Origin of the sequence: Roseateles puraquae (genome assembly GCF_002205845.1) — a bacterium.
GTDB lineage: Bacteria > Pseudomonadota > Gammaproteobacteria > Burkholderiales > Burkholderiaceae_C > Pelomonas > Pelomonas puraquae.
This window is the reverse complement of sequence record NZ_NISI01000006.1, coordinates 96,377-111,857: the sequence shown is the minus strand read 5'-3', so window position 1 is coordinate 111,857 and position 15,481 is coordinate 96,377. Positions and strand designations below refer to the sequence as shown.

The window sequence follows — 15,481 nt, the reverse complement described above, 5'->3', positions numbered from 1 at the left end:
GGTGCCCCACTGGAGTCCTCGATGGCGGCCTATTTGATCCGGCGCGTGTGGCAGATGATCCCGACCCTGCTCGGCGTCGTGCTGCTCGTGTTCTTTTTGTTCAAGTATTTTGGAAGTGATCCTTCCGTGATCCTTGGGGGGTTGAACGCCAGCCCCGAGCAGATCGAATCGATCCGCGAACAGCTCGGCCTGAACAAGCCGGTCTGGGAGCAGCTCTACATCTTCATCAAGCAGATCGTCACCTTCGATTGGGGCAAGAGCTGGGCCACCAATGAGTCGGTGGCCAACCTGTTCGCCACGCGCCTGCCGGCCACGCTGACCGTGACGGTGCCCATCCTCATCCTCGAGGTGGTGCTGGCCATCCCGTTTGCGCTGGCCGTGGCCACCGTGCGCGGCAGCCTGACCGACCGCGCGGTGATGATCTGCACGACGGTGGCGGTGTCCATCTCGCTGCTGGTCTACGTGATCCTGGCGCAGTACCTGTTCGCCTTCCGCCTGGGCTGGTTCCCGGTGCAGGGCTGGACGGGCAACCACTGGACCAACCTCACCACCTATGCGCCGCTGCCCATCCTGGTGGCGGTGGCGGTGTCGCTGGCACCGCAGATCCGGCTGTACCGCAGCTTCTTCCTGGACGAGATCGGGCACGACTACGTGCGCACCGCCCGCGCCAAAGGCCTGACGGAGCGCACCGTGCTGCTCAAGCATGTGCTGCGCAACGCGATGATCCCCATCCTGACCAACGTGTCGGTGCTGCTGCCCGGCGTGCTGGTGGGCAGCTTCCTGATCGAGGTGTTCTTCTCCATCCCGGGCCTGGGCCGCGAGCTGCTGCTGGCGGTCAACCGCGGTGACTACCCCGTGCTGCAGGCCTTCGCCATCTACCTGGCCGCGCTCACCATGACCTTCAACCTGCTCGTGGACCTCCTCTACAAGCTTGTCGACCCGCGGGTGGTTCTGAAATGACAACGGCTGCTTCCTCCTCCGGCGGCGTCTGGGCCGCCTCCTGGCGGCGCCTGAAGACCGACCGCGTCGGCATGGTCTGCATGGCCATCGTCGGCTTCTTCCTCGTGCTGGTGCTGCTGGCCGCGACGGACCTCATCGCCGCCGGTTGGCAGAGGGAAGTGGGCGTGCCCAACGCGCCACCCACGGTGCTCGGGCCGCAGCCGGCCGAGGACACCGGCGCCATCGTCTCGCCCAAGGGGCCCAACGTCGACCTGACCGACATCGACCCGCTCGCGCCGCGCTATGCCGAATGGGCCGAGCGTGCCAAGGCCTTCAAGACCGAGGAGATCGCCCGGGCCGAGACCCTGCCGCTGGGCGGCGACCGCCTGGGCCGTGACGTGCTGGCCAAGGTCATCAAGGGGGCCGAGGTGTCCATCGTCGTGGGCCTGGCGGCAGCGCTGGTGGCCACGTTGATCGGCACGGTGCTGGGCGCGCTGTCGGGCTTCTTCGGCGGCAAGGTGGGCGACTTCCTGGAGTGGGTCTACAACGTCTTCACCGCCATCCCGACCATCCTGCTGATCTTCGCCTTCGCGGCCATCTTCCCGCGGGGCATTGGCGCGGTGGTGTGCATCCTGGCCTTCACCGGCTGGACGGGCATCTACCGGTTGGTGCGCGCCGAGTTCATGAAGCACCGGGTGCGCGAGTACGTGCGCTCGGCCGAGGCGATCGGTGCGAGCCAGTGGTCGCGCATGTTCAAGCACATCCTGCCCAACGTGTCGCACGTGGCGCTGGTGCAGTTGTCGCTGCACGTGGTGAGCTTCATCAAGAGCGAAGTCATCCTGAGCTACCTCGGGCTGGGCGTGAGCGTCGACCAGGTCTCCTGGGGCACGATGCTGGCCGAGGCGCAGAACGAGATGATCCTCGGCTACTGGTGGCAGCTCGCCGCCGTGACGGCCTTCATGGCCGTGTTCGTCACCGCCTTCGCGCTCTTCACCGACGCGCTGCGCGATGCCCTCGATCCGAAACTTCGCGGGCTGGAGTGAAACCATGCTGCTGAGCATTCAAGACCTCAAGGTCGCCTTCCGCATGGGCCGTGTCGACGGCGTCATGCAACGCCAGCTGGCCGTCAAGGGTGTGAGCTTCGACGTGCCCGAAAACAGCACCGTCGCGCTGGTGGGCGAATCGGGCTCGGGCAAGAGCGTGACCGCCATGTCGGTGCTCAACCTGCTGCCGACCAACGCCGAGCGCGAGGGCCGCATCCTGTTCCAGGGGCGCGACCTGCTGCAGACGGGCCTGCGCGAGCTGCAGGCCATTCGTGGCAAGGACATCGCCTGCGTCTTCCAGGACCCGATGAGCTCGCTCAACCCGGTCTTCAACGTGGCCACGCAAATCTGCGAGCCGCTGATGAAGCACATGGGCATGACGCGCCGCCAGGCCCTGGTGCGCGCGGAGGAGCTGCTGCACGAGGTGGGCATCCCCGAGCCCAAGCGGCGTCTGTCGGCCTTTCCGCACGAGATGTCGGGCGGCCAGCAGCAGCGCGTGATGATCGCGGTGGCCCTGGCCTGCAGCCCGAAGCTGCTGATCGCCGACGAGCCCACGACGGCTCTGGACGTGACCATCCAGCGCCAGGTCATGGAGCTGATGGCCAAGCTCAAGCAGACCCACAAGATGAGCCTGCTGTTCATCTCGCACGACCTGGGCGTGGTGGGTGAGATCTCCGATCACGTCGTGGTCATGCGCCATGGCCAGGTGCGCGAGAACGCGCCGGTCGAGCGCATCTTCAGCGACCCGCAGGACGCCTACACCAAGGCGCTGCTCGCCTGCCGGCCGTCGCTGACCGAGAACCCGGCGCGGCTGATGGTCATCGACGACCACATCGCCGGCCGCAGCGCCGCCGCGCAGACGCGGGCCAAGGACCCCGAGGCCCCGGTGCTGCTGGAGGTCACGGGCCTGCAGAAGAGCTTCTGGCTCAAGGACGGCCTCTTCGGCAAGCGCGAGTTCAAGGCCGTGAAGGGCGTCAACTTCAAGCTGCGCAAAGGCTACACGCTGGGCGTGGTCGGCGAGTCGGGATCCGGCAAGACCACCATGGGCCTGACGCTGCTGCGCCTGCACGAGCCCACCGGCGGCCAGGTCCTGTTCGAGGGGCGCGACCTGCTCAAGCTCAGCGGCGCCGACTGGCAGCAGATGCGCCGCCGCATCCAGGTCGTGTTCCAGAACCCCTATGCCTCGCTGAACCCGCGCTTCACCATCGGCCAGACGCTGCGCGAGCCGATGGAGATCCACGGCATCGGCAAGGATGCCGCCGAGCGTGATGCGCGAGCGGTGGCGTTGCTCCAGCGCGTGGGCCTGGACGAAGCCGCCATGGCCAAGTACCCGCATGAGTTCTCAGGTGGCCAGCGCCAGCGCATCGCCATCGCCCGCTGCCTGACCCTGCAGCCGGAAGTGCTGGTGCTGGACGAGGCGGTGTCGGCGCTGGACGTGTCGGTGCAGGCGCAGGTGCTGAACCTGCTGCGCGACCTGCAGGACGAGTTCGGCCTGAGCTACATCTTCATCAGCCACGATCTGGCCGTGGTGAAGTTCATTTCCGACGAGGTGCTCGTGATGCAGAACGGCGACGTGGTCGAGCAGGCACCCACCGAGGTCTTGATCCGGTCGCCGCGTGAGGCCTACACGCAGCGCCTGCTCGGGGCGGTGCCGCGCGGTTACAACCCTGGGGCTGCACAACCGGCCTGAGGGTCGGTAACGTGCGTTTTCAACGCTCCCCGGGGGCATCTGGCGTGGCGGGCGTGCCGAACCGCGCTGAAATGGGCCTGCCGGGCATCAGGAACGCCAGGCCCCATCCTTGATGCAACTTCCTCAGGCTTCACGATCGACGCTGTGCGCGGCCTTGGCCGCGCTGCTGCTGTTGTGTGCCTGCTCGCCCGCGCGTGAGGAAGCCCGGGCGCCCGCCGAGGCCGCGTCGGCCACGCAGCACGCACAGCTGGGCCGGGAGCTGGACCGCATCGAACGGGCCGCGCGCGCGCGGCCGGCGCCGCTGGAGCGCGAGCTGCGGGCCCTGGCTGGTGGCATTGCGCCCGGCAGTACCGCTGAATTGGAGGTGCTGGCGCTGCGGGCCCACCTGGCCGGCCTGTCGCGTGACCGCAGCCTCAATGATCAGCTCGTGCAGCAACTGCGCGACTGGCCGGCCGGTGCCGGCCGGCCGAGTGCCCTGGTGGCCGCAGCCACGGCCACGGCCGAATACCTGCGCGCCCATGGCGACCTGCGCGAAGCCCGCAAGACCCTGCTGGCCGTGGATGCCACCCAGCTCGCCGCCGCGGGGCCGGTGTTCCGCTGGCGCTACCACGACCAGATGGCCGCCATCTGCAGCGACTCGGGTGAACTCGACAGTGCGCTGAACAACGGCCACGCCGCACAGCGCCTGGGGGAGCAGATGGGGCAGCCCTGGCGCGTGGCGCTCAGTCTCATGGAGCTGGCCTTCACCTCCAACCGGGCCGACACGCCCGCGCGTGCCCGCCAGCTCATCGGCCAGGCCCTCACCGAGGCCCAGAAAGACCCCGACCCCGTCACACTGAACCGGGTCTACACCATGCGGGGCATCGTCTATTCCGGCGACAGTGACCCCGGCATCGCACTGCAGGCCTACACCGATGCGCTGGAGCAGGCCCAGCGCGCGGACTCCGACTCCGTGCGCGCCCTGGGGCTGGCCAACCTCGCCGACCATCATCTGCGCCAGGGTCACTGGGCACGGGCGCTGGAGCTCGCCGAGCAGGCCCTGCCGCTGGCCCGCAGCAGCCGCAACAGCAGCGCGGAAAGCGTGGCGCGGGCCAACATCGGCCTGGCCAAGATCGCCCTGGGCCGCGTGGCCGAAGGCCGTGACGACGTGCGCGCCGGCAACACCCTGGATGAGCAGCAGGGGGCGCTGTCGTATGCATCGGCTGGGTGGGAAGAGCTGGCGGGCTATCTTGAACGTGCTGGCGACCTGGCCGGTGCCGTGGCGGCCTACCGCGAGCACCGGCGCGTCAGCGAGCGCGTGCTGCGCGACGAGACCCGCAAGCTGCTGCTGGAAGCCCAGGAGCGCCAGGATGCCGAGCAGCGGGCGCGGGACATCGAGCTGCTCAATCGCGACAACGCCCTCAAGGCCGAGCAGGTCCATCAGCGCAATCTGGCGCTGATGCTGTGGGCGGCGCTGGGCGGCTGCGTGCTGGTGTCGCTGGGCCTGCTGTGGCAGGTGTTCCGCCGCGTGCGCCGCACCAACGAGGCCCTGGCCCACAGCAACGCCTCGCTGAAGCGCCAGAGCGAGACCGACCCGCTGACGGGCTTGGCCAACCGGCGGCATTTCCAGGCGGCCATCAAGAGCCTGTCCAGCGGCGAGGGGCTGGCCGCCAGCGTCTTCCTGATCGACATCGACCACTTCAAGCGCATCAACGACAGCTACGGCCATGCCGCGGGTGACACCGTGCTGATCGACATTGCCAGCCGCCTGCGCGAGGCGGTGCGGGAGGACGACCTCATCGTGCGCTGGGGGGGTGAGGAGTTTCTGATCGTGGCCCGCAGCCATGAGCCGCAGTTCGGGCCGCAGCTGGCGCAGCGCCTGCTCGACCTCATCGGCGGCCGGCCTGTGGTGCAGGACGGCCGCAGCATTCCCGTCACAGCCTCCATCGGTTTCGTCAGCCTGCCGGTGCCGCCGCACGGCCTGCGGCTGTCCTGGGAGCGGGCCATCGACCTGGTGGACACCGTCATGTATCTCGCCAAGGCGCATGGCCGCAACAAGGCCTATGGCGTGGAACGCATCGAGGCCGCGGATGCGCTGGCGGCTGCGCAGCTGACCGCCCGGCTCGAAGCCGCGTGGGCCGAGGGGCAGGTGGGCCTGCTGGCGCTGACCGGCCCGCAGAGTTTTCGCAGCAGCGGCGCGGGCGAGTTGATGCCCAAGGAGTTCGGTGCATGAGGCGCTGGCCTGGCTGGATCGTCGGATGGGCCCTGCTGACCACCTGCTGGCTGGCAGCGGCTGCGCCTGACACGCTGGCCGAGGATGCGCTGCTGGCGCAGATCACCCGCCGTGCCTACGACGCGCCCGAGGCCATGCTGGCCGAGCTGCAGCAGCGCTGGCCAGCCCAGGCCCACCACGGGCAGCCGCGCGAGGCGGCCTGGCTGCTGGCACGCGGCCGCATCCTGCTGCAGGCGGGTCAGGCCGACGCGGCCGAGGCGATCGCGGAACAGCTGATGTCGCTGCCCGATGGCGCAGGCGCCAGTTGGCTGCTGCGTGCGCTGGCGCTGGAGCGTGCCGGCAAGCCTGCCGCGCCGCTGGCCCAGCGCGCGCTCACGGAGTTCGACAAGCGCTGCCCGCCGGGCGATGAGCGACGCGCTGTGCGCGAGATGGGTTGCGACTTCCGAGGTGCCTGGGAGGCCTTGCGACTCCAGCAGCGCGAGCAGTATGCGCAGGGCGCGTTCGCGTTGGCCGAGAGCTCATCGCGGCGCAGCCTGGCGCTGGCACGCGGCGGGGAAGACAAGCATCTCGCCGCCATCAGCCTGGGCATGCTCGCGGTGGCATTGCAGTCCCAGGACAAGATCGATGCCGCCCGCGCCGAACTGCGTGCGGCCGAGACGGAGGCGGCCGGTGACCTGGTGGCCGGCGCGCGGGTGCGCAATTACGAAGGCGCCATCGAACGCCGCGCCCGGGACATGGCGGCAGCCCGCAGTGCCTTCGAGGCCGGTCTGCTGCTGGCCGAGCAGGCCGACGCGCCGCATCTGGCCGCGGTGCTGCGCTCCAACCTGGTTGACTCCTACATGCACCAGGGCATGCTCAAGGAGGCCCTGGCCGCCGGGCAGCGGGCGCTGCCGGTGCTGCAGCGCTTCGGCGACCGCTTCTACGAGCGCAGCCTGCACCACAACCTCGCGGTGGCCCACATCAAGCTGCGCCAGTTCGAGCAGGCGCGGCTGGAGCTGATGCGTGTCAGCGAGTTCGGCGTGGACCCGAGCGACTTCGTGCTGCGCGCGCGCGAGCTGCGTGAATTGGCCGACACCTGGGCCGAGGCCGGGCAGTTCAAGGAGGCGCTCACCGCGCTGCATGCCGAGCGTGAGCTCACCGACCGGGCCAACGAGCGCAACCGCGCCGCCGCGCTGGAGGAGCTGGGCCGCAAGTACGACAGCGCCGCCAAGCAGCGCGATCTGGACCTGCTGGCCCGCGACGGCCAGCTCAAGGACCAACAGCTGGCCAACCAGCAACTGGCCCAGAAGGTGGGCTTCGCGGTGGGGGCGCTGCTGCTGCTGTCGCTGGGCCTGGTGGTGGTCACGCTGGTGCGCATGCGGCGCGCGCAGGCGCGCCTGACGGCCAACCAGCGCCTGCTGCGCGCGCAAAGTGAGCGCGACCCACTGACCGACCTGTCCAACCGCCGCCACTTCCTGGCGGTCATGGACCAGCGCACCCGCGAGCAGCCCGACGAGGGCTTCGAGGGCGCGCTGATGATGATCGACATCGATCACTTCAAGAACATCAACGACTGGCATGGCCACGCTGCGGGTGATGCGGTGATCGTCGAGGTTGCCCGCCGCATCCGTGCGGCCGTGCGGGAGTCCGACCTCGTCGTGCGCTGGGGTGGCGAAGAGTTCCTGGTGTTCTCGCCGGCCTTGCCGGGCGAAGACCTCGCCTTGATGGCGGACCGCGTGTTGCGCGGCATCGGTGGCGAAACCATCGACACGCCGGCCGGCCCGTTGCGCGTGACCGCCTCCATCGGCTTCGCCAGCTTCCCGCTGGGTGGGGCGGCCGGTGCCGAATTGCGCCTGCACTGGGAGCAGGCGGTCAACTGGGCCGACATGGTGCTCTACAAGGCCAAGGCCGAGGGCCGCAACCGCGGCGTCGGCATCACGGCGGTGGAGGCGCCCAACGCGGATATGCTCGCGTCTCTCCTTCAAGACTTTGATGGGGCCTGCCTCAACGGGCAGGTCCAACTCCGCCAACTGCCCGGTCCGACATGATTCCCGCACGGCCCCCCGGATGGCCGCATGGTCCGCTGCGGCGCCGGGAGTTGCTGATCACCCTCGCCGCCGCGGCGGCCGGTTCCTCCGCTCCTTCCGCGTGGTCCCAGCCGACCGGTGTGCCCTCCGCCTGGCCTACCCGGCCGCTGCGCATCGTGGTGCCCTTTCCGGCTGGCGGGGCAAGCGAGGTTGCCGCGCGTTTGCTGGCGCCTGAATTGCAGCGCAGCCTGGGCCAGCCGGTGGTGGTTGAAGCCAAGCCCGGGGCCGGCGGCAATATCGGCAGCGCCGAAGTGGCAGGCGCCAGCGACGGCCACAGCTTCCTGATGGCCGGCGTCAGCACCCACGTGATCAACCCCCTGTTGTCGCGCCGCCTGCCCTACGACCCGGTGCGTGACTTCGCGCCCGTCTGCCTGGTCGCCACCGTGCCGCTGGTGCTGGTCATGAATCCCGCCGTGGCCCAGAGCCTCGGTGTGCGCCGCCTGACCGATCTCATCCATGCAGCGACGGCCCAACCCGGGCGGCTGCACATCGCCTCGGGCGGCAATGGCACGCCCACCCATCTCGCTGGCGAGCTGTTCAAGCGCCTGACGCAGACCTACATGCTGCACTTTCCCTACCGCAGCACCGGCTCGGCGCAGCAGGACGTGGTGGCCGGCAACATGGACCTGATGTTCGACGCCCTGCCCACCGCGCTGCCGCAGATCCGCGCCGGCAAGCTGCTGGCCCTGGGGGTGACGACCGCCAGCCGCAGTCCGAGCCTGCCTGACCTGCCCACGGTGGCCGAGGCCGGCGGCCCGGCGCTGAAAGGCTACGAAGCCAGCGCCTGGGCGGGCCTGTTCGCGCCGAGCAGCCAGCCGGCCGACCAGGTCGCGCGGCTGCAGCGCGATTGCGTGGCCGCGCTGGCCAACCCGATGCTGCGGGACCGCCTGACCCAGCGCGGCCTCGTGGTGCATGGCACGGGCGCGGCCGGCCTGGCGGCACTGATGACCGCCGAGACGGCCAAGTGGGCCCGCGTGCTGGAGGTCTCCGGCATCAGGGGCGATCGTTGAGGTCATGAGGGTGCGCCTCCCCACCACCTGGCGTGCCGACCTGATGGCCGGTGCGGTGGTGGCCGTGCTGCTCATCCCGCAGAGCCTGGCCTACGCCATGCTCGCCGGCCTGCCGCCGCAGGTGGGCCTCTATGCCAGCCTGCTGCCCTTGCTGGCCTACGCGGCGCTCGGCTCCAGCCCGGTGCTGGGCCTGGGGCCGGTGGCGGTGCTGGCGCTGATGATTGCCCAGGCGCTGGGTGGCCTGCCGGCAGGCATCAGCCCCGAGGCGGGCGCGCTGGTGCTGGCGGCGGAAGTGGGCGGGGTGCTGGCGGTGGCGGCGCTGCTCAGGCTGGATGCGCTCGCGTCGCTGCTGTCGGTGCCGGCCCTGCGCGGTTTCGAGAACGGCGCGACGCTGATGATCGCGGCCGGGCAGCTGCCGGTGCTGCTGGGCAGCGCGGCGGCAGGCTTCACCTTGCCGGACCTGATCGCCTCCTCCGTGCATGGCGGCTGGCGTTGGCAGAGCGCGGTCTGGGGCGCGGTGGCGATCGGCCTGTTGCTGGCCTCGCGGCGCGCCGGGCGGCCGCTGCTGGCCCGGCTGGCGCCGCTGCTGCTGCTCGTGGTGGCCATGGGGCTGTCGGCCTTCACGCCGGCGGCGCAAGGCGTGGCCCAGGTGGGGGCGCTGCCGTCGCTGGCCTTGCCGCTCGGGCTGCCGTCGCTGGAGCCCGGCCTGTGGCTGCAGCTGCTGCCGTCGGCGGCGTTGGTGGCGTTGATGGGTTTCGTGTCGAGCCTGGCGGTGTCGGAGTCCCTGGCCCAGCGCCGCGGCGAGAAGCTCTTGCCGGCTGCCGAGATGCGCGGGCTTGCAGCGGCCAACCTGGTGGCGGCCGTCAGCGGCGGCATGCCGGTGGCGGGCAGCTTCTCGCGCAGCATCCTGCTGCACGAGGCCGGCTCGCGCACCCGCTGGAGCCTGGTGTTCGTCGCGGTCTTCATGGCCCTGGCCATGCTGATGCTGGCCGGGCCCTTGGCGCATCTGCCCAAGCCGGTCCTGGCGGCCACCATCGTGGTGGCGGTGCTGGGCGGCTTTTCGCTGCAGCCCTACCGCGATGCCTGGCGCTACGCGCCGGCCGAAGGGCTGCTGATGGCCGCGGTCACCGCGGCGGTGCTGCTGTGGAGCATCGCGGCGGCGCTGGCCATCGGCGTCGTGGGCTCGGTGGCGCTGCTGATCCAGCGCACTGCGCGCCCGCACGTGGCGCGCATCGGCCGCGTACCGGGCACCCAGCACTATCGCAACATCGAGCGCTACGCGGTGGAGTGCCAGCCCGAGGTGGTGGGCCTGCGGGTGGACGAAAGCCTCGTGTTCACGAATGCGCGGGGCCTGGGTGATGCGGTCATGGGCCATGTGCGCGACCACCGCGCCTTCGTGGGCCAGCCCCAGCGGGTGTTGATGCTCATGGCGCCGGTCAACCACATCGACGTCTCGGGACTGGTGGCGCTGCAGGAACTGCATGCGGCGCTCGCGGCTGAGGGCTTGCGGCTGGAGTTCTCGGAGGTCAAGGGGCCGGTGCTCGACAAGCTGCGGGCCGTCGGCTGGCTGGAGCGTTACGACGTGTCGCTCTATCTGAGCCACCACGAAGGCATCCAGGCAGGCACCCATGAACTGCGGCCCAGCCAGGCCGACAGGGACATGCCCGGCCAGCTGTAATCCACGTTTAATGGGCGTGCCCGGGCGGTTGTAGCGCGCTTCTGCTACCGTTTCGGCCCAATTTCCGGTCCCCGGACGCCATGAACAACAAAGAGACCCTGCTCGGCATCCGCCGCGGCATCGAGAAGGAAAGCCTGCGGGCCCTGCCCGGCGGCGGCCTGGCGCTGACCCCGCATCCCATCGCCCTGGGCGCTGCGCTGACCCATCCGCACATCACGACCGACTACAGCGAAAGCCAGCTGGAGCTCATCACCGGCGTGCAGGCCGGTGTGGATGACGTGCTGACCGAGCTGACCGAGATCCACCAGGCCGTCTACCGCGCGCTGGCCGACGAGCGGCTGTGGGTGGGCTCCATGCCCTGCGGCCTGCCGACGGACGAGACCATTCCCATCGGCCGCTACGGCAGCAGCAACGTCGGCCGCGCCAAGAGCGTCTATCGCATGGGCCTGGGCCAGCGCTATGGCCGGCGCATGCAGACCATCTCGGGCATCCACTACAACTGGTCCATCCCCGGCGTGGGCACGGACGGCTATCTCGGCGTGATCCGCAACTTCCGCCGCGAGGGCTGGCTGCTGCTCTACCTCTTCGGCGCCAGCCCGGCGCTGTGCCAGAGCTTCGTCGCCGGCCGCGAGCACGGCCTGGAGCGCCTGTCGGGCAGCACGCTCTACCTGCCGCACGCCACCTCGCTGCGCATGGGGCGGCTGGGCTACCAGAGCGACGCGCAGGCCAGCATCGCGGTGAGCTACAACTGCCTGGAGAGCTACGCCGCCTCGCTGCAGGACGCGCTGACCACGCCCTATCCGGCTTACGAGGCGATCGGCGTGCAGACGCCCGGCGGCGACTACAACCAGCTCTCCACCAGCCTGCTGCAGATCGAGAACGAGTTCTACAGCACCATCCGCGCCAAGCGCGTGATCCGCTCGGGCGAGCGGCCGCTGCATGCGCTGCGCGAGCGCGGTGTGGAGTACATCGAGGTGCGCCTGATGGATCTCGACCCCTTCGAGCCGGTGGGCATCGGCGCCGACACCATCCGCGTGCTGGACGCCTTCCTGCTGCACTGCCTGGCCAGCGACAGCCCCAACGACACGCCCGCCGAGATCGCCTCGAATGCGCGCAACCAGCACGCGGTGGCGGCGCGCGGCCGCGAGCCGGGCCTGATGCTGGAGCACTGGCGAGGCGGCCAGCGCAGCCTCGCCGACTGGGCGCGCGAGATCATCGCCGGCTGCGCGGTGCAGGCCGATGCCTTGGACGCTGCCCACGGCGGGCGGGCCTACCGCGAGGCGCTTGATCGCGTGGCCCAGCGCCTGGCCCATCCCGAGCTCTGCCCCTCGGCGCGCATGCTGGCTGCCATGCGCGAGGGCTTTGACAACAGCTATGTCGGCTTCATCCGGCACCAGAGCGACCTGACCCGTGACGCCCTGCTGGCGTTGCCCTACCCGGCAGCCTTGCAGCAGCGCTTCGAGCAGATGGCGGCGCAGTCACTGGCCGAGCAGGCCCGCATCGAGGCGGCTGACACGCTGGACTTCGAGACCTTCCGACGCCATTACGTGTCACCTGAGCGCATGGCGGTCTGAAGCGCAGGCAAAAAAAGACCCGGTCAGCAAGCTGCCGGGTCTGGAAGCCCTCGGGGTCGAGGGCGTCGTTGGGATGAGCCACTGTAGGCGGCGGGCTCCGACGGTGGTGGGCAATATTTACGGCGGTCTATTGATAATCCGTCCATGCCCCAAGCCTCGCACCGCCCGCCCGAAGCCCTGACCGAAGCCGATCTCGACCGCCTGCAGGCCCTGCTGGACGCCCTGCCGGCGCCGCTGGAGCCGCTGGACGTGAGCATGGTGGACGGCTACCTCTGCGGCGTGCTGCTGCAGCCCGAGCCGGTGCCGCTGGCCGCCTGGCTGCCGCCGGTGCTGGATACCGAAGGCCGCCCCACGCCGGCCCGCGTGAACGACGATCTGCTGGCCCTGCTGCGCCGCCGCCACAAGGAGTTGAACGTGGCCATCGCCGGCCGGCAGTGGTTCGACCCATGGATCTTCGAGCTCGACGAGACCGATGACCCGAGCGAAACCGTGCTGCCCTGGGTGGCTGGCTTCGCGCATGCGCTGGACGCGCATCCGGCGCTGATGAAGCTGCCCGAAGAGCCCATGTTGGAGCCGCTGGCCGCCATCTACCTGCACCTGGACCCCGACGACCTCGAAGACGCCGATGCGCTGCTCGAGGAGATCGAGTCCCTGGAGCCGCCGGCCGACCTGGAAGAGGCGGTGGAGGGCCTGGTCAGCGCAGTGCTGATGCTGGCCGATGTGTCACGGCCCCTGAAGCCCGCCGCCCGCGCCGGTACACGCCCGGCACCGCATCCGGCGCAGCGGCGCCGCACCCCGCCGCCGCGCCGCTGACCCTGCGCTCAGCGAGGCGCCTTGGGATCGCTGGTCTGCCGCTTCATCCAGGTGCTCATCTCCCACAGCGTGTGGCCGATGGACTCGCGGGCCGAGTAGCCGTGTGACTCGTGCGGCAGCACCACGTAGCGCACCTGGCCGCCCGTGCCGGCCAGCGCCTGGTAGAAGCGCGCCGACTGGATGGGGAAGGTGCCCGGGTTGTCGTCGCTCTCACCGTGGATGAGCAGCAGCGGTGTCTTGAGCTTGTCGGCGTAGTTGAACGGCGAGAGCTTGAGGTAGACGTCCTGCGCTTCCCAGTAGGTGCGGCGTTCGCTCTGGAAGCCGAAGGGCGTGAGCGTGCGGTTGTAGGCGCCGCTGCGGGCGATGCCGGCCTTGAAGATCTGGGTGTGGGCCAGCAGGTTGGCCGTCATGAACGCGCCATAGCTGTGGCCGGCCACCACCATCTGCTGCGGGTCGCTGACGCCCAGCTCCGCCGCCTTGTCCACGATCGCGCGGGCGTTGGCGGTGATCTGCTCGACGAAGCTGTCGTTCACCGTCTTGGGGTCGCCCACGACCGGCATGGTCGCGTCCATCAGCACCACATAGCCGTCCAGCAGCAGCATCAGCGGGCTGGAGCCGGCAAACGTCGTGAAGCGGCTGCTGGAGCCGCTGACCTGGCCGGCGGTGGAGGCATCGGTGAACTCCAGCGGATAGGCCCACACCAGCGTGGGGCGGCGCTGGCCGGCCTGGTAGTCCGGCGGCAGGTACATCCAGAACGACAGCTCCACACCGTCGGCCCGCTTGAACTTCACCAGCTCGCGCTTGATGGCGCGCAGCTGCGGCGTGGGGTCGGCCACGGTCGTGAGCGCCTGCATCTGCGCGAAGCCGTCGCCGCTGCGCAGCATCAGGTTGGGCGGCTCGGCGGCGCTTTCGCGGCTGGTCAGCAGGCGGCCGTCGGCCAGCAGCGTGATCGGGCGCTCGTAGTGCGTGGTGCCCGAGCGGAACAGTCGCGTGGCCTTGGCGTCCTTCAGGCTGACGCTGTCGAGGAAGGGCAGGTCGCCGTCCTTGCTGGCGCCGGCACCGGCGAACAGCAGCCGGTCGCCACCGTCCACGCGGGCGGCATAACGGCCATTGGGCTGCAGGCGCAGGCTGGGTTGGCCCGGGTCGTTGTAGCGGTCGCGCCAGGAGCGGTCCTGCAGGCGCTGCGGCTTGCCGCTGCCATCCAGCGCGACGAGGTCGGTGGTCACCCAGAGGCGGTCACGGTCGAAGTCGGTCACCAGGGCGCGCGGGCTGCCCTCCACGAAGATCAGGCTGCTCAGGCGGCCCGCGGTGCGGTGCACTTCGCGGCCCTCGCCCTGGTAGGGCGGGTCCAGCCGCATGAGCTTGTCGCGCTGGGGCACCTTGTTGCGCTGGTCGCCACCGTCCAGGGCCTCGACCCAATACACCGCGCCATCGGCCAGCGGCGAGCTGCTGAAGTTGCGCGGGCCGGTGATGACGCCTTCGACCGGCACACCCTCCTTGAGCTTGACCGTGCCGAGGTCGCGCAACACCTGGCCCTTGGCGTCGTGCAGCGCCACCTGGCGCGCGAAGTCCTGCCAGGTGACCTGGTAGCTGAAGGGCGGCACCAGGCGTTCCGTCAGCAGCACGCCCTGGGTGCCGACGGCTTCGAGGTCGGCATACAAGCCCGGCTTGCCGATCTCGCGAGAGGTGCCGGTGGCGAGCTGGATGCGGCGCAGAGCCGAGGTTGCGTGGTAGGTGAACAGGGCTTCGTCCTGGCTGTTCTTCAGCAGGTCCTGCAGCGTGCGCTCGGGCGAGGTGCGGCCCATGGATTCCTGGATGCTCGGGCCGCTGGGCGCCTCGAACACCGGCGCGGGGCCGCGCCGCTCGGGCACCGTCAGCGCAACGATCTCGTCAGGCCCCACCCAGGCGACCGAGCTGCTCAGGATGGTGTTGAGCTTCACGCCCTTGACCGCGCGGATCTTCCCGGTGGCGGCATCGCCCACCCACAGTTCGGTGGCGTTGGCGGTGCGGCGGTGCAGCAGGAAGTGCCGGCTGTCCGGCGACCAGCGCATGGCCGAGAAACTGCCGCCTGCCGGCAGCTTGACCACGCGCTCCGGTGCCGCCGGGTTGGTCAGTTCGCGCAGCGTGAGGGATTCGATGGCGCCGGTCACCTGCGGGCTGCTGGCGCCGGCGTCGATGCGCATGCCGGCCAGGCGCAGTACCGGCCGAGACAGCTCGGCGATGCTGCGGTAGCGGCGCAGGCTGATGCTGGCCAGCGTGCGCTGGTCGGGCGACAGCATGTGGCCCGGCAGGGGCGGCGCATCCAGCACCGCGCGGATCTCGGCGGAAGGCTGCTGGTAGGTCTGGGGCTCGGCGGCCTGGACCGTGGTGGCGGCCAGGGCGAGGGTGGCCCAGGTGAGGGCTTTGATCATGGAGCGCGTCCTCGGTGTGCGAAGCCGCGCAGCGTAGCAGCGCCG

At 70.1% G+C, this 15,481-nt stretch carries 10 protein-coding genes; 9 read left to right on the top strand and 1 reads right to left on the bottom strand.

Annotated elements, in window-relative coordinates; genetic code table 11:
- Positions 1 to 21: 21 nt before the first annotated feature.
- The 9 genes from CDO81_RS15575 to CDO81_RS15535 all read left to right on the top strand — a co-directional run bounded on the left by CDO81_RS15575 (position 22) and on the right by CDO81_RS15535 (position 13,025).
- Positions 22 to 960, top strand: a complete 939-nt coding sequence (locus CDO81_RS15575) for an ABC transporter permease (protein ID WP_088484152.1) — start codon at positions 22 to 24, stop codon at positions 958 to 960.
- Entirely contained in the window at positions 957 to 1,982 is a 1,026-nt protein-coding gene (locus CDO81_RS15570) for an ABC transporter permease (RefSeq protein ID WP_088484151.1), read from the top strand. The genes CDO81_RS15575 and CDO81_RS15570 overlap by 4 nt, the downstream gene beginning before the upstream one ends.
- 4 nt (positions 1,983 to 1,986) lie before the next feature.
- Positions 1,987 to 3,672, top strand: a complete 1,686-nt coding sequence (locus tag CDO81_RS15565; protein ID WP_241517026.1) for an ABC transporter ATP-binding protein — start codon at positions 1,987 to 1,989, stop codon at positions 3,670 to 3,672.
- Positions 3,673 to 3,784: 112 nt separating this feature from the next.
- A complete protein-coding gene (locus tag CDO81_RS15560; protein ID WP_144397269.1) occupies positions 3,785 to 5,884 on the top strand; it encodes a tetratricopeptide repeat-containing diguanylate cyclase in 2,100 nt (699 codons plus the stop codon).
- Positions 5,881 to 7,911, top strand: coding sequence for a GGDEF domain-containing protein (locus CDO81_RS15555; RefSeq protein WP_088484148.1), 2,031 nt, complete (start codon positions 5,881 to 5,883; stop codon positions 7,909 to 7,911). Before CDO81_RS15560 ends, CDO81_RS15555 begins: the two co-directional genes overlap by 4 nt.
- Before the next feature lie 50 nt (positions 7,912 to 7,961).
- Entirely contained in the window at positions 7,962 to 8,960 is a 999-nt protein-coding gene (locus tag CDO81_RS15550) for a Bug family tripartite tricarboxylate transporter substrate binding protein (RefSeq protein WP_241517025.1), read from the top strand.
- 4 nt (positions 8,961 to 8,964) lie between these two features.
- Positions 8,965 to 10,638, top strand: a complete 1,674-nt coding sequence (locus tag CDO81_RS15545; RefSeq protein ID WP_088484146.1) for a SulP family inorganic anion transporter — start codon at positions 8,965 to 8,967, stop codon at positions 10,636 to 10,638.
- Positions 10,639 to 10,718: 80 nt separating this feature from the next.
- Entirely contained in the window at positions 10,719 to 12,212 is a 1,494-nt protein-coding gene (gene gshA / locus CDO81_RS15540; RefSeq protein WP_088484145.1) for a glutamate--cysteine ligase, read from the top strand.
- 144 nt (positions 12,213 to 12,356) lie between these two features.
- Positions 12,357 to 13,025, top strand: a complete 669-nt coding sequence (locus tag CDO81_RS15535; protein ID WP_088484144.1) for a YecA/YgfB family protein — start codon at positions 12,357 to 12,359, stop codon at positions 13,023 to 13,025.
- An 8-nt stretch (positions 13,026 to 13,033) separates the two neighbouring features.
- Here CDO81_RS15535 and CDO81_RS15530 read toward each other — a convergent pair whose 3' ends face one another.
- Positions 13,034 to 15,436, bottom strand: coding sequence for an alpha/beta hydrolase family protein (locus tag CDO81_RS15530; RefSeq protein WP_088484143.1), 2,403 nt, complete (start codon positions 15,434 to 15,436; stop codon positions 13,034 to 13,036).
- Positions 15,437 to 15,481 lie beyond the last annotated feature (45 nt).